Origin of the sequence: Candidatus Brocadia sapporoensis (assembly GCF_001753675.2) — a bacterium.
GTDB lineage: Bacteria > Planctomycetota > Brocadiia > Brocadiales > Brocadiaceae > Brocadia > Brocadia sapporoensis.
Genome location: NZ_MJUW02000122.1, coordinates 81,899 through 102,088 on the forward strand (window position 1 = coordinate 81,899; position 20,190 = coordinate 102,088).

Consider the following 20,190-nt stretch of genomic DNA (forward strand, 5'->3'; position numbering starts at 1 on the left):
CTACCTCCTTATTGTGTTTGAGATTTTTACCAGTAAGTCTTGTGTCTCCTGATCGTCTGGATTAAGCACAAGGGTTTTCTTTGCTGTTTTCTCAGCTAGTTCATACTGATGCATATTATAATACAGAATACCGAGCAGCTTGTAAGCTGCGATCGATTTTTCGTCTATCTTAAGAGCGAGTTCACATTCGTAGACACCTTTTCCCCAATCCTCATGTTTCAGGTATAGTTTAGCCAAAAGGACATGAATATTTGCAAAGGTATGATTCGGATAAGTTTTCATGAACGTCTGAATGACTTGTTTTGCATCAGCGTATTGGCCTTTATGGAAAAAGGTGTCAGCAAGGTTATACGTATATATGGGATTCTCCGGTTTTAAAGCTACCGCCTTCTGAAATGATTGAATTGCATTATCCGGCATTTTCTCTTTTTGATACATTACGCCAAGATTATTATGGTAATCCGCTACGGATGGGTTAAGTTCGATAAGTTTTTTATAACAGGACATCGATTCTGCGTAGTTTCTCGTGGAGAGATACAGCCTTGCCAGATTTTCCTGATAAACAGGCTCTTTTGGGCTTATTTCTATTGCCTTCTGAAATGCCTGAGTTGCCTCCTCGTACATACCCTTTTTGCTCAGGATAGCCCCGAGATTGTTATAGTAACCAGGTTCCGCCGGCTTCAGCTTTATCGTCTTTCTTACAAAGATGATGGCGTTGTCCAGATCGCCCTTTTGTAAATATGCATTGGCCAACCGGTCGTCTGTACTCAAGTCATCCTGACAGATCAGATATGCCTTGCGGAGTTCTTCGATCGTCTGATCAATATCTCCCTTTTTTGAATACACCATAGCAAGATTGCTGTGGAAAACGGCTTGAAAAGGGTCTGCATCAATTGCCTTTTTGTACCAGGCAATAGCAGCGTCCAGGGTATTCCTGCCGAAGCGGTCTGCCAGAAACTGGTGAATCATGCCAAGATGAAAAAATCCCATGAAATGCTCTGGAATCAGCCGCAAAGTATTATTCGCTTCCACATAAGCCTTTTGTATCCAGGCCTCATCGTTTGTCTTTAACGCAACCTGTATATACGTTCTGCAGAGTTCATCCCGGTAAAAGGTCTCGTATGGATTAAGAAACACGGCATTTTTGATATAATACATTCCTTTTTCTGATACCGTATGCGAGTTTTCTTTGTTGTACTCTATCATTCTTCGCCCATGCTCAAAACAGATATCCGCCTGATAAACCCGGAGAATAAAGATTGCTGCAAATCCTGTAGCTATAAGTGCCAATCCGCAACCCAGCCATCTGCATACAACACGAATGGGAGAAGTTGGGTGCTTGGGAGATTGAGCATATCCGGGCATTTTTCTGTTTCGTCCCCCTGGTTTTCCAATTGCCGGATTTCTTTCAGTCGTTATGTTGCAGGCGCAGGCCTTTCCTGCTCCTTCAGTTTCATTAAGTTTTACTACTGAGATACAAAGCCCCATCATTACCCAGAAGAGAGCGACAATCGGGGTGTTTCCAAAACTGAATTGATTTTGGATCAGATAGCATCCCAGTCCTGCCAGGAGTCCCAGGATAAGCAATTTGTATTGGGTATGGATTCTTTGATAATTTTTACTCATATACCTGCCAAAAGCCAGGAGCAGCCATAGGTAAGTACCAAGGCCAAAGATTCCCCGGGTGACCGCAGTATCGAGGATGTCATTATGAATCCTGTCCTGCCTGGGAAATTGGAAACCGCCGTCATTTTCCTGTATGCAAAATACCTTGGCTAAATATTTCTGGTAAACAATTCCGATGGTATCTGGTCCGATGCCTAAAGCAGGGTAATCTTTTATAATACCGATTGCAGTTAAATATTGGAACACGCGTGAAAATGTAGAATCACTAACAGGGAATATTTTTGCGATCCAGGGTCTTTCGCAGGGTTCCGTTTTGTCTGCAATGGAATTTTCGACCGAAAATTCTGTTCTCCTTGCGTTTTTTTCTCCAAAATGCTCGATAAAACGGTGAACTCCTGATGTTTCAGGTTTCACATTAAAAAACAAGCCAATAAGTACAAAAGAAATTACCAAAATAATAAACGGGTATTTTTCTGTAAAAGTCCTTCTGGAGAGAATGATGAAAAGCGGCACCAGACCACCAAACAGTGCGATAAAGCATGCGCGGGTATTCGTAAGCCAGAATGCGGTATAAATAATCATAGAAAACAGATAAAAAATTAATGCGATATAATAATGGTTTTTTGATTTGGCAGAGGTTCTTTTTAGTAAAAATTTGCTAAAAAAAAGAACTACGGCTAATGGTAAAACCATCACAAGGTAGGCTGCAAAAAAGACCGGATTTCCAAAGGTAGAGAATACCCGTCTTGCCTCAAAGCTGCTCCACTTGAACGTGTCGTATCCAAGATGTTGCGCAATTCCATAAAACGATGAGATAAGAGCGGCGGTAAGAATTGATATAACGAGAAGGTAAACCCTTCTCTTTGTGGTGATAAAAGTAACGGTGGCGTAAAAAAGAAAGAGATAGCATGCCGTAGAGGTTAAACCCTCAAATCGTTTATACGTGCCAAAAAGGCTCATGAGGGGATTTATTGACAGGATCGATGAGATGATAAAACTACCGAAGTAAGCAAGAATGGGTATATCTATTGACGTTCGTGAAAAAGTAAAATCGTGCTTACATGCTACGAAAATGATCCATAATGCCAAAATTATCGCCGTTAATAGATATAAGACCGTTACCTTGCTGAGATCAAAGACGCTGTAAAGTCGTATATCAAAAAAAAGAGGAACGATTACAACGATTGCGATTAAAAAGCCGATGAGTAATTTCTCACAATACTGCGAAATAATTCCAAAAGTATTTTTTATTGAATCATTCATTATTTAGAGTAAAATCTAAACGAACATTTTTATCAGCACCAGAAGAAGTTCCCTTCTTAAGATTTTGATTTTTTCAAAGTAATGTGAAGATTGCTATTAATACGACATCTGCAGTTGCCGGAGGTGGTGTTACCTACATAAAAAATCTGTTAGTGTATTTATCAAAACTCGATACTCCTCATCACTATCTTATCCTGACAACGCATGCCGGGAAAGAGATCTTTTCCTTTCCACATCCTCGTTTCACCTTTATGTCATTTCAACTGCCTTCAAAAGGCCCCCTGTTACGTCTCTGCTGGGAGCAGATATATTTACCCCTTTTCCTCAAGAGGAACAACGTCCATATCCTTTTTTCACCGGCAAATGTATGCCCTCTTTTCGCCAAATCCTCAAACGTAGTTATGATACAGAACATCGAGCCGTTTAGCAATAGGGTATCTGGAAACCGCAGTTTCGTGCAGCGCGTACGGTTGAAGTTCCTGAAGCTGTTAACGACCGCGTCGATACAAAAGGCTCAGACTACGATTTTTCCATCAACAAAAGCCCGCACGGATATTGAAAAATCTGGGATCAGGGTGAAACATGCGGAGGTTGTTTACCACGGTATTAACAAGGAAATATTTCATCCCATTCGCGGGGATGATAAGATGCTTCTATTTAAGAAAAAACATCAGTTAGGCACCTTTATCCTCTTCGTATCCAACATTCAGAGATATAAAAATTTTTTCGAACTGATCAATGCTTTTGTCTTGCTGCGGGATAAAATAGATAACAGCATACAGCTTGTTTTTGCAGGAACCTGCTTCGACAGAGAATACTATTACGAGATGAAGTCTTTTATCATGCGGGAAAGATATGAAAACCGGATTCTCTTTTTAGGGAGCATTCCCTACGAAGAGCTGTCCTATTTATACTCTGCCTGTAAATTGTTTGTATATCCTTCAACGTGCGAATCGTTTGGAATGACTTTGGTAGAGGCAATGGCCTGTGGCGCGCCGGTTCTTGCTTCGGACAGAGAGCCAATGCCGGAAATTTGCGCAGATGCAGCCCTTTATTTTGATCCCATGAATCCGGTTGCCATCGCTGATATGATCATGAAGGCGCTGAAGAATCCTGACTTGGTCTCTGCATTGGCTCGGAATTCATTGAAACGGGCAACCGATTTTTCCTGGGAAAACACGGCAAGAGATACGTTGAAAATTTTTACCAGGATCTCATAACGCAGCAAAGCCTCAACCAAATCCCCACTATCGTTCGACTGATCCTTCGGCAGTCTCAGGATGTTGCGCCGTGCATGGTGAGCCTGTCGAACCATCACGACAAAATCTAGTGTGCAATGGGGGGTGTAAAAAACTTACAAAAAAAGTTTCTACACGGTAATACTATAAGCATAATATAATCTTTTGACAATACGACTCAAGTAAAACTGGATAAGGGGGTATGAAAGATTGGCAAATACCCATATTTCTTGAAAGGGGAGTGAGATCCAAATGGCATTGGCTCAAAGAGGTCATGCAATGGTTGTTCCTCCATCGTCTAAAACCAAGATCGCCAAGCTCAGGAAAGAGCACCGATAGGCAATCGTTTGAGCATACGAATTTGCGACGGTTGCTATAATAAGTTGTATGGAGGAGATTCCAGGACGGACTTGTTTAAATCTATAGATGATATCAATTGAATTTATCGTTGGTTGAAATGAGATGCTTTTTTTGGCAGTACTACGAAGTGAAGGCCGCATGGTACAGATTGCCGTACCGGGCGTTTGAAAAAACGCCCCGAGCATTTGTATGGTGGCCGTTCAGATCTGGCTCAGGACTTGCCTTTAAAATTCACCGATATTTGCGGAAACGTGGGAATAAACACATATCTTTGCCTTCCTGTTCCTTGTTTTTCGGAAACCAGATCACGATCTTTTGATAAACTAAACAAATATTGGATAAGTGCGTCTAATTGGCTGTCAGTAAACTTGTCAAAGGCAGGCATCTTATTCCGGGTTCCGTAGAATTTTGGATCCGCCGGGTTCCTGATAAACTCCTTTAACCACGTCTCAGATAAATACTCCGTCAGGTTGGGTGCCATCTTTTTCAGATCTTTATTGCCCATGGGATGACACACAACGCAATTTCCTTTTAATACAAGTTCTTTTCCTCTCTCAACTCGTTCGGCATTCTGATTGATCAAGCCTGCTGACTGGCTTAACAGGAATTCCGCCATATCCAGGAGCGATTCATCCGGGAGTTTTACGGGAGGCATCATCCCTGATTCCTTGAAATATTTTTTATCCTTGGGATTTTTCAACAACCCCACAATCCATTCTCTCGATCCAAAATTCGTAAAATCAGGCCCGTTTTCACCACCTTCACCCCTGAGCATGTGGCAACCATTACAGCTTTCTTTAAATATCTTCTCGCCAAGGGTAATGGGATCATGAAGGAAAATCGACAGTGCTCCAGTTGGAGGAATTCCTTTGTCCGCCAATTTTATCGCTCTTGCAGCCTGTTTCTCTGCCTCTTCGCGCTGCTGGATGATATGGATATCCTTGCTGTCATGATGCATGGCGAGTAAGGTCAAAACAACAGCACCGGCCCATCCTGAAAATATCGCAACAAAAAAAGGTATCCTTTTTGATGGATACCGGGAGATGTTTCTATCGATAAAGGGCAGTACAATTAAAAAAGCCAACGCAAGGGTAGGAATAATCACGGTACCAACAATGAGATAGTTCCCCTGGCAATATTTTAATAGCTCAAACAGGAACAAAAAATACCATTCAGGCCTCGCAAGATAATTGGATGCAGGGTCTGCTGGCGCTTGCAGCTCGGCGCCTCCCGTCCAAAAGACAATTCCGGCAAGGACCGCGTATATGCCTAGCGCAAATACAACATCTTTGAATATCTGATCCGGCCAAAATGGGTCAACGTGATTTCTGATCACGTCTTCTTTCATTTTCCAATACGGGGTTACACCGTGTTTACGAAAAAGTGCTATATGGATGAAGAGGAAAAAAATAAGGGAGAGGGGTAATAAGAATACATGAAGGGTGTAAAAACGGGTAATGGTAAAGTTTCCATAATCAGAGCCACCCTGATGCAATATTTTGATGTACTTTCCAATGAGTGGAACCGTGCCCATGATATTGGTGGCAACCTGCGTTGCCCAATATCCCTTTTGATCCCAGGGCAAAAGATAGCCTGTGAGACCAAAACCAGCCAGGAATAAAAGCAGGATAACACCGGAAATCCAATTCAGCTCACGGGGTTTTTTATAGGCGCCAAAGATAAAAACTTGGAACATATGCGCAATGGCCACAACCATCATGGCGCTCGAGCCGAAATGGTGCAGGCCGCGCACAAACCATCCGAACGATGCCTTATGCTGAAGATAATAGACACTCCCCCATGCGGCCGTCGAGGATGGAGAATAATAACTTGCCATGAAAATACCGGTAGCAGCTTGCAATATGAAAAGGAATACCAATCCACTTCCGAAAATATATGACCATTTGGCCCCACCATGCACCGGCTCATCCAGCATTACTTTCAATAGTTTGCTGAGTCCAGTTCTGTCTTCTATCCATTCACCTAACTTATTTGCCATAGATCAGAATTACCTTTTTTTATATCAATTTGTTATAATTTACTAAGACGCTATTATTTTGAATTTTCGTGTCGTAACTGTAAAGGCCGCGCGGCGGGGGCCCTGATATTACCTTGCCGCTCATGTCAAAAACACCTCCGTGGCAAGGGCACAGGAATTGTTTTTCTTCTTCTCCCCAGTTGATACCACAGCCAAGATGCGGGCAATTTACAGAAAATACGTTTATAGAATTATCTTCCTTTCGCAGCACCCAAACAGACCCCATAACCAATCCTTCAAAAACATTCCATGCATCCATTTTTGAAGAGGTAACATTTATTTTTTTCGGAACACCTACGGGGAAGTCTTCCAGTTTGCCAAGGTTAATAAAATCCTCAGTTCCATATACCGTTTCTTTCAGCAAGGGGTGTATCCCCAATCCAACCAAGGGTGCTGCAATACCCGCTGCCAAAATCCCTCCCAAGCTATGTGATGCAATTTTCAGGAATCTTCTTCTGTTGTTTTCCACCGTTTACCTCTTTTTCACTTCCGTTGGAACATTCGTTAAAATCTGCTTACCGGTTAAATTACTATTCATCCTTACTTTCGGTTCCCGGTATTGAATTAAAAAGAGAAATTATATAGATATTTTCTGTAAAAATAAAGGGGATTTTCAAAAATCTTAAAGTTAAAAATAGCCGTAATAATATTTTTGTGATAATTAAGTTAACGACAGATCAAAGGTAATCTCTACCTCATTTTTCACCTTGAGAGTTCCCAAAAAAGCCTTATAGGGTTTTATTCCATAGTCTTTTTGGGACAGTGCCACTTTTCCCTTGAGATCTTTTCCGGTGGTAGTTCTTGCATGAAACTCTACGGGACGTGTTACCCCGTGCAAGGTCAAATCTCCTTTCACGAGATAAGCGCCATCCTTTTCCTGTATATCCGTAGAACGGAAGTTAATGACCGGGTGCTTATCCGTGTGGAGCACTTCTTTGCACGTGGCTTCTTCAATATCTGTCTTGTCCTTTTCCTTCAGCATATCATACCGGTGTAGTCCGTCTTTCATAGCACATATTACTTTCAATGAACAAGCCTGAATTGTCGCTTCCACAGTTGATACGTGAATGCCTTCGGCCGGGACAGATAATTTAACTTGAAAATCAGTCACCTCAATCAGCAGATCGTGAGCAACTGCACTAAGAAAGCCCTCTTTGAATGTATAAACATGTAACTTTCCGGAACTCGCATTTACCTGATAGGTTCCCTCCGGTATTCTCATAGTTTCTCCCCGTTTTGACCAGATGATTATATCCTATAACGCAGCATAGCCGCCCAAATCTCCCTCTTATGGGGCAAAAAGTGGTGTAAAAGACTTACTAAAAAGTTTTACACGATGATGTTATATCCGTCTTTTAAAAGAATTTCCGATAGTATTCCAATTTTTTCCCACAATGTCAACCTGCAAAAATAATATCGATTGAGTTAACGCCTGTCCGAAAAGCGACATCCAGTTATGTACCTTTCTATCAGAAATCTTCCGCCTTTTGACAGCATTACAAGACTGCACAAGAGACTATTGTCGTGTTATCTTGTAAAATTTTTAGCAGGCTTTATTACAACCCCCGCAGTTTCTCCGTTTTTAATGAAGATTCAAAAGGGTTGTCTGTTCTTTTTTTAAGGAGAATTGGTTGCGGCTTTGCGGCGTTACGTCGTTTTCAAACAAGAACGGTTATTTACCATGGGTTTTTTGATTGATTGTCTGCACCTTTTTTGTTTCAATTTTCGTGTTAACATATGAGCACATTCTTAAAATTTTTACTTAGCCTATGCGTAACATAAGGCTTCTGATAGAATACGAAGGTACGCAATATGCGGGCTGGCAATGGCAGAAGAATCAGAAAACCATCCAGGAAACCCTTTCAAAGGCGGTAGAGCGCGTCGTTCAGGAACCGGTTAAAATGTATGGTTCCAGCCGGACGGATTCAGGGGTACATGCCTTAGGTCAGGTGGCTAATTTTAAAACCACCTCGGCTATTCCACCAGAACAACTGATTCGTGCCATAAATTTTTATCTCCCCCATGACATTACCGTAAAAGATGCGGCGGATGTTATGGAGTCTTTTCACGCCCGATACGATGCACAATCAAAGATTTATCGATATACGCTTCTTAACGACTGGATAAGAACCTCGCTCAATCGCAATTTTTGCCATGTATGCGGCCTTTTGCTCAATACAGACAAGATGCTCGATGCCGCTCAATACCTCATCGGCACTCATGATTTTACCTCCTTTACCACGAGGGCACTTCAGGAAAGGAACCGGATACGTACGATAAAAAGGTTAGAGATTGCGAAAGAGGGGAAATATATCCTCTTTACTGTCGAGGCTGACGGATTTCTGTATAATATGGTAAGGACCATGGTAGGCACTCTTATCGAGGTAGGAAGGGGGAAGATTATGACAGAAAACGTCAGGGATATTTTAGCTGCAAGAAACAGGAACCTCGCGGGCCCTACGGCCCCCGCAAAGGGCCTGTGCCTCATAGAAGTGAAATATTAATAGGGCACACAAAGAGAGCCTCTGTTACAAATAATGTTACGTAGCCGGCAATATCCTGAGCTAATTGCAATACAAAACATTCGTTAAGACAAAGATTTCTTGTCGCATCTACGAAAAAGGACCGGCGCCGGGTAAAAAACTATGAAGGGTCAATCCCAGTCCGGACTGAGAAACAAAAAATATTACGCGAAATTTTCTGCTATTCGTTGGGAATATCAAATCACGGAAGCTCGTGCGGGATGCCGTGGGGTTATTTCGCTGCTATGCTCAATTTCCATCCGAAACCGCAGCATTACCTGAAATGCTTGCCGTGGTTGGCGGTCTGATCAGTAGCCATTCTGGCAGGAAGGGCTTCCTGGTGTCATGATGACGGATACCCGCCGTTTTGGTATCCCTATTATTACCCGCAGGACGACACTCCGAAAAAAATTGATTACGACCGACCGGCGTATGTAGCAAGTGTTCTGGAAAAGGTTGCGGCAGCCCTTGCGGGTTGCAGGCATGAAGGTGAGTAACCGTTTAACTTACCCCGACTTCACATGTTTCATGTTGTGGAAGATTTGCCGGGGTTTTCCTTCCCCGTAACATCTCTAAAAAACCCTCAATCCGCGTGGAAAATTGACCTGGCATATAATTGTGATCATCGACACAATCACCGTCGAGACTGAGAAGCGGGTATCCAATCCTGTTCAACTCTCTTTTTAGCGTAGGCACAGCGGCGTTGTTTCGTCTGCAGCCCCAGGATGAGAATACCACGATACCATCGACCTGATACTCCCTGGCAAGCTTCTTCGTCACCTCAATACGCCGCTCCAGTGGACCATTATAATGATTGGTGATAAGTTTCTTTGCAAGACTTTCATAGGGTTTTTTTGGATCGAGCTTATCCCAGTACACGCTATTGGTTTCCTCAAAAACAATCCTGACCCCCTGTTCTTCCTCTAATTTTGTCAGGAAATCGATTTTGAAATAAGGTTTTAATTCTAACCAGAGGATTTTGATTATATCTTTTTCAGCGACAGGGTTTCTATTCTTCTTTTTTTCTTCGATTTTTTCTCGTAATTCGGTAGCAAGGGCAGAGAAAAATTCTACAGATAATTTGGAGCCAATTAACAAATATGCCGGAAACATGAACCCTAATGCCTTGCTGCCAGGAAGGGGACAAAATGAATCTTTTCTCAATGCATTGATTTCAAGCATCTTCTCCCGCACCTGATTTGAGTAATCAATGGCCTCTTCAAACGCGGCTTGTTCCATCTTTCTTCCCGTAATCTCCTCAAGGCGATGAACAAAATCTTCAAGCTGTTTCGCAAGATACTGAACAGAATAATCGTCTGCCTCGTAGGGAACATCAATGACAATGGTCTCTTTTCCCGTTACCGACTCGCATATCTTCATTGTCTTGGTGTTGTTATCGCAGAGCGTTGTCGTGGCAGCCTGGAGGATGTTCTTGGGAAAGAGATTTCTGAATGTATGTCCGATTGCGGAACGGTGAAAGGTGCAAATATCCGTGGGAACCCCGTACGATTCAGCCTCCATGAGCCCCCGGGAGCTTTGCCCGATACTTGCAAAAAGCGCTGCGCCGATTTCCAGACAAAACGGATACAGCCCCATAGCAAACAGGATTTCGGAAGGAATAAACATGGTTGTCCAAACAGTTCGTTTCGGGTTGGCATACACGTTGTGGAGATGCTTTACACCGACACGAGACTGAACGCGCAGGGAAACCAGCTCCTTCTTTTTATTGCCTCGGCAGAAGAAATAATATATTCGCAGAAACCGTAAAAGCTCACGAAACAATAGTGGAGAAAAACGACGGCGTATTGGTTCAATCCACTCCTTATATTTACGAATTGATAGCATGTTTTCCTTATTCTTTCCTGGAAGTACGGGTTAATTGTTCAAGAAATGCTTCCACCCTGGTTTTAATCTGACCTTCGCTGCTCAGGCTATAATCACAAGTGAGATGAAGAAGAGGGATATTTTTCTCATGGAACGTCTTTTTTATGATAGGATAATCTAAAAGGTTATGATCACAAAATTTGAGCGTGTGATAAATTGCCCCATGAATTGATTTCTCCTGCATTGTGGTCAGCACATTGTTCATCCTGTCGAAGATATTAACCATCCTTGAACACGGAGATCGCAAGATATATCTCCTGGCAATTGACAGGATGGGATCATCGCTGATATGGATTTGGGCATCGAAGTAACGGCTGCCATTGCATAGATCCTCTGCAATTACCTTTGAGCCAGCATCTTCGATAATTTTCATAATCTTTTCATTTTCCATAATACTTCCCCAGATGAAAAGCCTGGGTACATTTCGTGTATCACATATGCCTTCCCTTTGCTTCATCAGATGGGTTAAATAGGACTGGAATTTTTCTGGCACAGCGTTAACACCCTTTTTTAACAGGGAAAAGATCTCGTAGCCAGATTGTCCAAGATACCCACTCCAGTACTTTTGCAAAAACATCCTGACCTTTTCCCGCACCGCATTATACAAGGTAATGCTCTGGTTAATATCGTCCGGATTAATTTTAAGCGCGAAAAAAGTTTCTAGTTTTTCCTTAAAGTTTTTGAGCAGATTCGCATAATAAAAAACCGCGGCGTCATCGGTATTTTTTGGAATATCCAGGATATAGTTAAATGACTTTTTCCCATTATCCAGCTTTACCCATGCGTCATACAGCCGCCGCATACCGTCACACGAATTGACAAATACCATTCCTTTAAAATCTTCCAGCTTACCATGGATTTTTTGATCAGCCACGGCTTTGATATAAGAGCAGATATTGCTGCACAGCATTTCATTTGCAGCACTCGATTCCTGCTCTGAACCCTTGATTCTGACCGGATGGAATCCGGCGGCGCGAATAAGTTCCACTGGAGTGTAGGAGCAGAAATACCCGATTTTCGGCAAGGTGTGGTCATCTGCGGAAAATTCTGTTACGAAAGCATCATCCCTTGTGCTTCCCAAGACAGAAACGGACATCGATGCCGGCGTATGGATCTTTGCCTGCGTCTTTTCCAGGGCAATCAATGCCGCCCCAAGCGCTCCATTGATTTGTGGTTCTTCTGAAATCTTGATTTTACAACCCAGATTCTTTTCCAGCTCTGCTACAACACCGATATTCTTTGCCACACCACCGGTCATGACAATCTCTTCCTCCAGCCCAATCCTCTTGAGCTGTGCCGTGATACGTTTGGCAATTGAGATATGTAAACCTCTGCAAATGTCTGCTGTTCTGTGATCTGCGCCAATCAGGGATACCACTTCAGATTCTGCAAATACCGTGCATAGGCTACTGACAGAAACACTCTCCTTTCCATTCAGTGAAATCGGACCCATTTCTTCCAGGTCGATCTCCAGGGTTCTGGCCATAACCTCAAGAAACCGGCCCGTACCGGCAGCACACTTGTCGTTCATAACAAAGTCGAGAACATTTCCATTCGCATCGACTTTAATGACCTTGCTATCTTGTCCGCCAATGTCAATGATCGTTCTCGCCTTGGGGAAGTAATAATTTGCTCCCTTGGCATGACAGGTTATCTCTGTTACCACTTCATTGGCAAACGGCACCTTGATGCGCCCGTATCCGGTAGCGACGATATAGTTGATGTCGCGCTCAGAAAGTTTCTGTTCCGTAAGTATCTGCTGAAAAATTTTATCCGCAGCCTTTTTACTGCTGGCGCCAGTTGGTATGATGATTGATAAAAGAATTTCTTTCTTCTCGTTTATCAGAACGCCATTGGTTGACATAGAACCAATATCAATTCCTATCGTGTACATTCTCAAAAATCTCCTTTTGGTATTTTAGCCGGACATAGACTCAAATATCGTAGTATTCTATCTTCATAAAATCTGGAAAACAATAAGAATCAGGGTGACAATTCGAATTCTAAGAATTTTACGGTTGCTGGTACCGCCCCTGCTGGTATGATAAAAGTGATTGTCTCTTACCGTTGGTTTTTGTATGGAAGATGCTTGTTTTATAGATACCTACTCAGGATCAGGTTTTGGTGGAATCATGCTCATCCAGATATTAAACACAAACAGGCCAACAGATACCACGAGCATACCTGCAAAAATTTCTGCAAGTGGATGGATCGTCCGGAAGCACACCAGTCCCACTAGACCAACGTTTGCAAGATAGAATTGAAGGGTGCCTATTTGAGGGTAAGCTAGCGGTGTTCCTGAAAATCTTGGCAAAATGTGATATCCAACGCCAAAGATCATCATCGACATCCACCCAAGAAGGTTGAGATGGACATGGCTGAAGAGTAATTGTGCCGGATAGCTTCTCATAGAAATCATGATGATGCCGAGGATAACAGCAATGAAAAAGTAAATCAGGCTTGCGCGCACAAAATTCTTTGATAGAGGGCTCATAGATCTAAAATCTCCTTAGCAAATAAAATCATAATACCAAAAAAACTCAATAATACGTCAAAAAGATTAAAATATAGAAAAAATATAAATTGTCAACCAAAAAATTATCGGATAAGAGCATGACAAGTCCCTGACCCGCTACGTTTTTTATAACTGATCAGGTGCATGATAATTTCAGGGATTTGTGTTGACTTAAAAGTTGATTATTTTAATAATATGCCTTCGCTAAAAATATTAAAAAATCATTAATTGATACAGCGATGATGGGAATGGCAAAAGACGACAAGCCATACCGAAGGGTATGAATATTCTGTCGATTTGGTAAATTCACAAACTAGTGCAAAGGAGATATTGTGGAACAGTTTATTAGCAGAACAGAGAAGATAAAAGATGGCAGTATTATTTTAGAAGAGGGTAGCTGGGCCTATTACGCTTATGTTTTACAATCCGGCAGAGCCAAGGTCTGGAAAAATGTCAATAATAAACAGGTACTTGTTGGCACTTTAAAAACAGGCGATATTTTCGGGGAGATGAGTTTTTTCGGTATGGCAAAACGAACCGCCTCTGTGACAGCAGATGGCGATGTGGTTGTAGGAATGATCACCAAAGATACCTTTATGGAAGCCATTAATAAACTCTCTCCGGAAGCACGCGGCAAACTTGACAAAATGACACAGGATTTTTTTTATCTCAGTGATGTCTATAGCCGGTTAACGAACTGTTTGCATGAGATCCTGACGATCAAAGGGCGGATGATTGATCCCAAGCTCTTTGAAAAAGAGGTTGAGAAAATGCCGGATATCCTGCGGAAGGTCGTAGGCCTGATGATTGAGCGTTTTGTTTCTGCTATGGATGGCAGCATAAAACTCGTGACACAACTGGAAGAAGCCTCCAAACCGATTGATTCATTATCTACAACACTGATTCAAAAATGCAAATGAGTATGAAGGAAGAAAAAGCAAGTCTACCGTACTCGTAAAAAACTATTCTGCGAAAATAAAAGATTTTGTATCCATGCCGTATTTAAAAAATGGCAACGGTTACGTCTTCCGAAACTCCATGATATTGCCTTTTGTTTCCCAACAACAGACAGTTTATAGCAGGGAGGGAAGAGTCCTCTACGAAAGGGAAATATCATGGCTAGTCCTGAAAGGATAAAAGGAATTCGGGTGACCTGCATATTTCTATTTTAGCAATACCTTCGGATCGTAAAAATTTCGGGAAATAAGCAAAACAGGCTGTCTGAGAATGCCGGCAAAACACACCTTTCTGGACAGCCTGTTTGTCTTCCTCCGCCATAATATTGAAGTAATTTGGGTTTTAAGAGAGTGAAACCCAACGATTTTTCATCTGCACCTGACTTTTCCCAGAAGGAGAATTACAAAGCCCCAGGTTTCTACCGCAAACGGAAGGGGGATAAAATTCCTATTTGTTGAATTGGGGATTCGGCGATTCTTTCACGTGTATTTCGTGAATTGTACAAGATTGAAATTCTTTAACGTAAACGTAGGCCTAACCTTAAAAAACGGGGGATGGGAATGGAAGATCATACTGTTAAATTTCCAATGAAAATGGCGAAGCGGATTGTTCTGTTCTGCGATCTCCGGAATTCAACGGATATATTAATGGATTTTGGGCAAGGTGTCTACAGTGGCATCGAAGGTTCCGGAGAAAAAGTCTTTACCTATGCAGATTTTATCATGGATGTCCACGAAACATCCTATAAAGAACTCTATCTAGGACATGAAAACACCTATGCGGAAATCTATGGTGACGGTGTTATGGGAATCTTCCCGGAAGACAATGCAAAATACATTTTAGAAAATATATACCGGCTAACAAAACGGATGCGTAATTATAACGACTCCCAAGGGGTGGGTGTCTTGAAACCCAGAATCGATATCGGCTTCGGTATTACGGTTGGAGATGTTTCATTTGTCTATTATCCATTGGACAAACGCAACCATCCCGTAGGCCGGTGTGTTCATGAGGCCGCAAGGATTGAAGGGTTATCCCGCCTGTATGATGCCAGGGTTTTGATTTCTGACCGTTTTTTTAAATTTGCCGAAAACTACATATCCACCGACCAAAGATTCTCCTATCGTTTTATAGACCGGATTATATTAAAGGGTTTTAGAGAACCCATCACCTTGTTTGAAATTCTTATCGACAACGACCCCAGATTTGAGACGAAAAAAAACTCTCAGAAAGAATATTCGGAGGCGTATTCGAGGTATTGCAGAAAAGAATGGACAACAGCAGCGGAACTCTTTCAAAAAATTTACCAGGAATATGGATTAGGGATAGGATTGGTGATGGCAAAAAGGTGTGATATCCTCTCAAAAAGCCCGCCGAGCCTGGATTGGAATGGAATATGGAAAATGAAAGACAAATAACTGCATTGCAAAGGTATTTTTCGGGACCGGTATCAGATGAAATACTACGAACAAGTAGTACCCGGCGTTTGCCTGGTAATTGTGTGTGTAGTTGTGTATAAGGTCGGGTGAAGCCTGTCCCGAACTTGTCGACGGAACAAACGCATCCAAGCAGGACCATTGTGCCGATGGGTTCACTTCGTCCTTCATATACTCAGGACATGCTTAATCTATCTTACTCCCGCATAACGACGAAATCCCCTCCCGGGAGGGACAAAGGGGTGGGTAAGGTCTTGCTTTCTGTGGATATATTAAGGAATATTTGAAATAAATAAAATCAGGGAGGATTAAAACGATGGGTGTTCTTATGCAGGCTTTTTACTGGGATTGTCCTAAATTGGAAAACCAGGAGTTCCAGTGGTGGAATTTCCTTAAGAAGAAGGTCTCTTCCCTGGGCAAGGTCGGTTTTACTGCGCTATGGTTGCCACCTGCCAACAAAGCGGCTAATATTGATGGTATGTCAATGGGGTACGATCCCTACGATTATTACGACCTTGGTGATATTGACCAGAAAGGTTTCATAAAGACTTGGTTTGGTTCGAAAGCAGAGTTGGTTGAGTTAATCAGGACTGCGCATGAAAACCGGTTGGAAGTTTATGCCGACCTCGTTTTAAACCACAACAGCGGTGCTGATGCTGATGAAACTAACCCAATCGATGGCACAAAGAGATGGACCAAGTTCAATCCGAAAAGCGGAAAGTTTTCAAGAAATTGGAAGTGCTTTCATCCTTCACCGTATGAAACCTGGGATGATATGGTCTTTGAAGGTATGCCTGACCTTTGCCATAGAAATCCACAGGTCTATACGGAACTCCTGGAGTATGCACGATGGCTCATTGAAGAGATAGGATTCGACGGATTCCGGTATGATTGTGTGAAGGGATATGGTGGCTGGATGATTCGGGCTATTCAGGAGTTGAGAGGCATCAAGGACGAGAAGGGGTATAAACCCTTCGGAGTTGGCGAGTACTGGGATAGTGACCGTAGTATCAGCGACTGGCTTGATGAAACGAATACCTGGTCAGACAATCCTGTCGCTGCCTTTGATTTTCCCTTGAGATACCGGTTGAGAGATCTGTGCCAAGTTTATGGATACAGCTTAAAGAATCTCACTGATGGCGGAATATTGATGAAAGACGCACCATCTCAGGCTGTCACCTTTGTGGAAAACCATGATGTCGTGCGAAATGACCCGATCTTCACGGACAAAATGCTTGCGTACGCCTTCATCCTGACTCACGAGGGTTACCCGTGCGTATTTTGGCAGGATTATTACACCTGGGGTCTTGGACAGGAGGATTCTGCAAACGGCATTGCAGCGCTGGTGAGAATACATGAAGACTATGCCGGTGGCTCCACTACAGTTCTGCACGCCGGTGACGATCTGTATATCATGCAGAGAAATGGCTATAACAGCCAGAGAGGTCTGATTTTCGTACTCAACAATCGTGGAGATTGGAACGGCGTTTCGGTTCAGACGCAGTGGAAAAATACCAGATTTGTTCCTATGGCCTGGAGGGGAAGAAACGACCTGAACGCCCCGCAGGAAAAATGGACGCAAGAGGACGGTTGTGCAGACTTCTGGTCGCCACCAAGAGGCTATGCCGTTTACGTTCCACAATGTTGAATAGGTTTCACTTATCAGAGAAAGGATCTATTAAATATGCAGCAGATAAAACCGCACCTCATAAAAAGCTTTTTGTTAACCGTTGGCATTATCGTTGTTTCTGTATTTTTTTCTGATAACAACTCCTGCGCTAAAACGGCCAGGGAGATTGATGTGAGTGTAGATGCTTCCCTGGACCGTTTCCGTAAAGAAGTAAAGGGTGCAGAGGAATTTTTGAAGAGTGCAAAGGGGGTGCTGGTATTGCCTGGGGTTATCAAAGGAGGACTGGTCATTGGCGGTGAATACGGCGAGGGAGCGCTGAGAATGAACGGAAATACTGCTGATTATTACAGTATCGCCGCTGGCTCATATGGATTTCAACTCGGCGGCCAAAAAAAAGATGTCATCCTCGTCTTTATGCAAGATGAAGCTCTTGCCAGGTTCCGTGCAAGCTCCGGCTGGAAGGCAGGGGTTGACGGATCAGTAGCTCTTATAAACCTTGGGGCAGCAGCCTCCATCGATACTGCGAAAATCAAAGAACCTGTTGTCGGGTTCGTTTTTAACCAGAAGGGTTTGATGTACAATCTAACTTTGGAAGGCTCGAAGTTTACCAAACTGAAAAAATAATATCTTCGGGGCAGATGGTGTACGGGATAAAAGAGGGAATTGTGGTATGAGGTCTTGCTGTTTGCAGAGATAATCATTTCGTATTGCATCCTCTATTACGTCCAGGCTCTCGTGTGCCGCACCCGCAATAAATTTACTTCTCCTTCTTGTGTTATCAGCCTTCTGCTGGTTTTTGTCCAGGCATTATTTACTGCTTTTGCCGGGGAAATATTTTTTTTGAATTGCAACGCTATGTCATGATAAAATAAAAAAACTATGAGTTTTGGATATTGTGATGGTATACATACTTTTAAAAAGCCTATTACTGAGCAGCCTAACGCTGTCAAGCGCTCTCATGGTGAATAAGACGAATGATCAACCGTCGATTCTCGCACAAGACAAGGAAGTTGTAACGCTGGGGGGCGGTTGTTTCTGGTGTATTGAGGCGTTCTTTGATGAACTGGAAGGCGTTGTACGTGCGGAATCAGGTTATTCCGGTGGCTGGGTCGATAATCCCACCTATCAAGGGTCTGTACGGGAACTACGGGGCATGCGGAGGTGGTACAAATTACGTTTGATCCCAAGATCGTCTGCTTAAGAGAAATTTTAGAGGTTTTTTTTGCGATGCATGACCCCACAACCTTGAATCGTCAGGGAGCGGATATAGGTACACAGTATCGCTCCGTTATTTTCTACCGAAACCAGGAACAGAAAGCGGTGGCAGAACAGGTTGTCCGGGAGATTCACGATGCGCATTTATGGGAGGCGCCGATCGTGACTGAAATAGCGCCGTTTACGGCATTTTATAAGGCAGAAGATTATCATCAGGAATATTATAAACTGAATCCCGGACAGGGGTATTGCCGGGTTGTGATTGCGCCGAAGATAGAGAAATTCCGGGAACACTTCCGGAAAAAACTTAGGAGAAAATAGTTCGCAGATAGATGTTTTCCGGAGCAAAAAACATCAGGATAAAGATTTCCGTCAGGAGGGAGAACTTAAAGGCTCGTGAATATGACGACTTTTTCGCCGGCATATTCTGGCATACCTGTAACTGCGTAAATGGCACCCATCTTCACGGATCGTCTTGGAATTCAATGAAAGGCAGGCAGCATGAAACATCTTGATCCCATATCTCATGTCATGACCACCAATGTGAAGACCGTGCAGATAAGTCAAAAAATGAGCGAGGTCCTCCGGATATTGGCGGAAAATCAAATCCATCATGTACCGGTGGTAGATGGCCGGAGGCTTTCTGGTATGATCAGTACGACCGATATTATCCGGTTGAACATTACGGTATCCACTGCGGACGAATGGTCAATTGAAGAGGTTATGAAAAGGAACCTCGTTACCATTGATATAAATGACAGCGTACGAAAAGCTGCACAGCTTCTGAGTGATGGAATATTTCATTCTCTTCCGGTGATTAACAACGAACGTCATCTCATAGGAATTATTACGAGCACGGACCTGATCAGATATTTGGTGAAATTGTGTTAAACTGTAACCTGCACATCGGCAGTGGAAAGCCTATTTCGGGTAACGCCCTTTCTGCACATGTTTCAAAAAAGCCTTATCCCGAACCTCCCTCACGGTTAGCCCGACTTTCGTAATTTGCACATAAAAACAGTTATTTTTGGGCAGGTATCGCCGGGAAATCCTTGGTACGAAAGGGGTGAATTCTCAAGATGGCTTGTAGTGCCAACTTTTTTGTGCGACCCCTTGAGTTTGCTGGCTTAGCGGCTTGCATACCCCTCGAATTGTGAAGGTCGGGCTAAGACAGGAAACACGGCGAATTTCCATTTCGGGGTACACACATCTGTTGCCGCAGGTATCGCAGGCGGTTTTTTTCCCGATCGGGTAAACTTTATTACTATGGCATTGGAATCACCAAAAATGTCTGATACCTTGTGCTGTAGTTTAAAATTACAGAATTCATATGCATCATATAGGGATCGTTTTTTCTCTCATTTTTACCCGCTCAATAGGAAGAAGACCCAAAATTTATGTAACTATTCAGCGAAACGGATGGTGAGAGAGAATAATTTCTCAGAATAGTCAGGAGCCGATAGGGAAAACGGGCAGACGGGAAAATCCCGAAGGGATGACATGATT

Annotated in this window: 14 protein-coding genes and 1 pseudogene; 8 read left to right on the plus strand and 7 right to left on the minus strand. The window is 42.9% G+C overall.

The features are described 5' to 3' along the window. Complete coding sequence (locus tag BIY37_RS12865) at positions 1–2,889, minus strand: tetratricopeptide repeat protein (protein ID WP_070068242.1); 2,889 nt, start codon at positions 2,887–2,889, stop codon at positions 1–3. Positions 2,890–2,972: 83 nt separating this feature from the next. On the opposite strand from BIY37_RS12865, the gene BIY37_RS12870 reads away from it, so the two are divergent. After that, the gene (locus BIY37_RS12870) at positions 2,973–4,109 is read left to right on the plus strand and encodes a glycosyltransferase family 4 protein (RefSeq protein ID WP_070068243.1); all 1,137 of its coding nucleotides are present in this window, start codon (positions 2,973–2,975) and stop codon (positions 4,107–4,109) included. A 589-nt stretch (positions 4,110–4,698) separates the two neighbouring features. Here BIY37_RS12870 and BIY37_RS12880 read toward each other — a convergent pair. From BIY37_RS12880 to BIY37_RS12890, 3 genes are all read right to left on the minus strand, one after another. Then, positions 4,699–6,486 (minus strand): cytochrome b N-terminal domain-containing protein, encoded by a 1,788-nt coding sequence (locus tag BIY37_RS12880; protein WP_070068245.1) that lies wholly within the window; start codon positions 6,484–6,486, stop codon positions 4,699–4,701. A gap of 19 nt (positions 6,487–6,505) precedes the next feature. Continuing rightward, entirely contained in the window at positions 6,506–6,994 is a 489-nt protein-coding gene (locus tag BIY37_RS12885; RefSeq protein WP_070068246.1) for a QcrA and Rieske domain-containing protein, read from the minus strand. Between the two features lie 192 nt (positions 6,995–7,186). After that, positions 7,187–7,747 carry a YceI family protein gene (locus tag BIY37_RS12890; protein WP_070068247.1) on the minus strand — a complete coding sequence of 187 codons (561 nt, stop codon included), beginning with the start codon at positions 7,745–7,747 and terminating at the stop codon, positions 7,187–7,189. 547 nt (positions 7,748–8,294) lie between these two features. Between BIY37_RS12890 and truA the strand changes: the two genes are divergently transcribed. Next, a complete protein-coding gene (truA, locus tag BIY37_RS12895; RefSeq protein ID WP_070068248.1) occupies positions 8,295–9,029 on the plus strand; it encodes a tRNA pseudouridine(38-40) synthase TruA in 735 nt (244 codons plus the stop codon). Positions 9,030–9,548: 519 nt separating this feature from the next. Here truA and BIY37_RS12900 read toward each other — a convergent pair. The 3 genes from BIY37_RS12900 to BIY37_RS12910 form a co-directional block, all read right to left on the minus strand. Next, positions 9,549–10,892 carry a 2-hydroxyacyl-CoA dehydratase subunit D gene (locus tag BIY37_RS12900; protein ID WP_070068249.1) on the minus strand — a complete coding sequence of 448 codons (1,344 nt, stop codon included), beginning with the start codon at positions 10,890–10,892 and terminating at the stop codon, positions 9,549–9,551. Between the two features lie 7 nt (positions 10,893–10,899). After that, complete coding sequence (locus BIY37_RS12905; RefSeq protein ID WP_070068250.1) at positions 10,900–12,825, minus strand: acyl-CoA dehydratase activase; 1,926 nt, start codon at positions 12,823–12,825, stop codon at positions 10,900–10,902. 210 nt (positions 12,826–13,035) lie between these two features. Further along, positions 13,036–13,425: a hypothetical protein gene (locus BIY37_RS12910; RefSeq protein ID WP_070068251.1), complete on the minus strand. Its 390-nt coding sequence runs from the start codon at positions 13,423–13,425 to the stop codon at positions 13,036–13,038. Between the two features lie 353 nt (positions 13,426–13,778). Here BIY37_RS12910 and BIY37_RS12915 point away from each other — a divergent pair, with 353 nt between their 5' ends. The 6 genes and pseudogenes from BIY37_RS12915 to BIY37_RS12950 all read left to right on the plus strand — a co-directional run bounded on the left by BIY37_RS12915 (position 13,779) and on the right by BIY37_RS12950 (position 19,575). Continuing rightward, positions 13,779–14,366, plus strand: a complete 588-nt coding sequence (locus BIY37_RS12915; RefSeq protein WP_070068252.1) for a cyclic nucleotide-binding domain-containing protein — start codon at positions 13,779–13,781, stop codon at positions 14,364–14,366. Positions 14,367–14,963: 597 nt separating this feature from the next. Further along, complete coding sequence (locus BIY37_RS12920; RefSeq protein WP_070068253.1) at positions 14,964–15,821, plus strand: adenylate/guanylate cyclase domain-containing protein; 858 nt, start codon at positions 14,964–14,966, stop codon at positions 15,819–15,821. A gap of 334 nt (positions 15,822–16,155) precedes the next feature. After that, positions 16,156–17,487, plus strand: coding sequence for an alpha-amylase family glycosyl hydrolase (locus BIY37_RS12925; protein ID WP_070068254.1), 1,332 nt, complete (start codon positions 16,156–16,158; stop codon positions 17,485–17,487). Positions 17,488–17,523: 36 nt separating this feature from the next. Next, entirely contained in the window at positions 17,524–18,093 is a 570-nt protein-coding gene (locus BIY37_RS12930) for a BPSL1445 family SYLF domain-containing lipoprotein (protein WP_070068255.1), read from the plus strand. 334 nt (positions 18,094–18,427) lie between these two features. After that, positions 18,428–19,005: pseudogene (gene msrA / locus BIY37_RS12940) on the plus strand (peptide-methionine (S)-S-oxide reductase MsrA). Positions 19,006–19,185: 180 nt separating this feature from the next. Further along, positions 19,186–19,575 carry a CBS domain-containing protein gene (locus BIY37_RS12950; RefSeq protein WP_070068258.1) on the plus strand — a complete coding sequence of 130 codons (390 nt, stop codon included), beginning with the start codon at positions 19,186–19,188 and terminating at the stop codon, positions 19,573–19,575. Positions 19,576–20,190: the final 615 nt, after the last annotated feature.

Coding starts and splice junctions, on each gene's coding strand:
- BIY37_RS12865 (WP_070068242.1), bottom strand. CDS start 2,889: ATGAATGATTCAATAAAAAATACTTTTGGAATTATTTCGCAGTATTGT.
- BIY37_RS12925 (WP_070068254.1), top strand. CDS start 16,156: ATGGGTGTTCTTATGCAGGCTTTTTACTGGGATTGTCCTAAATTGGAA.
- BIY37_RS12920 (WP_070068253.1), top strand. CDS start 14,964: ATGGAAGATCATACTGTTAAATTTCCAATGAAAATGGCGAAGCGGATT.
- truA (WP_070068248.1), top strand. CDS start 8,295: ATGCGTAACATAAGGCTTCTGATAGAATACGAAGGTACGCAATATGCG.
- BIY37_RS12950 (WP_070068258.1), top strand. CDS start 19,186: ATGAAACATCTTGATCCCATATCTCATGTCATGACCACCAATGTGAAG.
- BIY37_RS12930 (WP_070068255.1), top strand. CDS start 17,524: ATGCAGCAGATAAAACCGCACCTCATAAAAAGCTTTTTGTTAACCGTT.
- BIY37_RS12910 (WP_070068251.1), bottom strand. CDS start 13,425: ATGAGCCCTCTATCAAAGAATTTTGTGCGCGCAAGCCTGATTTACTTT.
- BIY37_RS12900 (WP_070068249.1), bottom strand. CDS start 10,892: ATGCTATCAATTCGTAAATATAAGGAGTGGATTGAACCAATACGCCGT.
- BIY37_RS12905 (WP_070068250.1), bottom strand. CDS start 12,825: ATGTACACGATAGGAATTGATATTGGTTCTATGTCAACCAATGGCGTT.
- BIY37_RS12890 (WP_070068247.1), bottom strand. CDS start 7,747: ATGAGAATACCGGAGGGAACCTATCAGGTAAATGCGAGTTCCGGAAAG.
- BIY37_RS12880 (WP_070068245.1), bottom strand. CDS start 6,486: ATGGCAAATAAGTTAGGTGAATGGATAGAAGACAGAACTGGACTCAGC.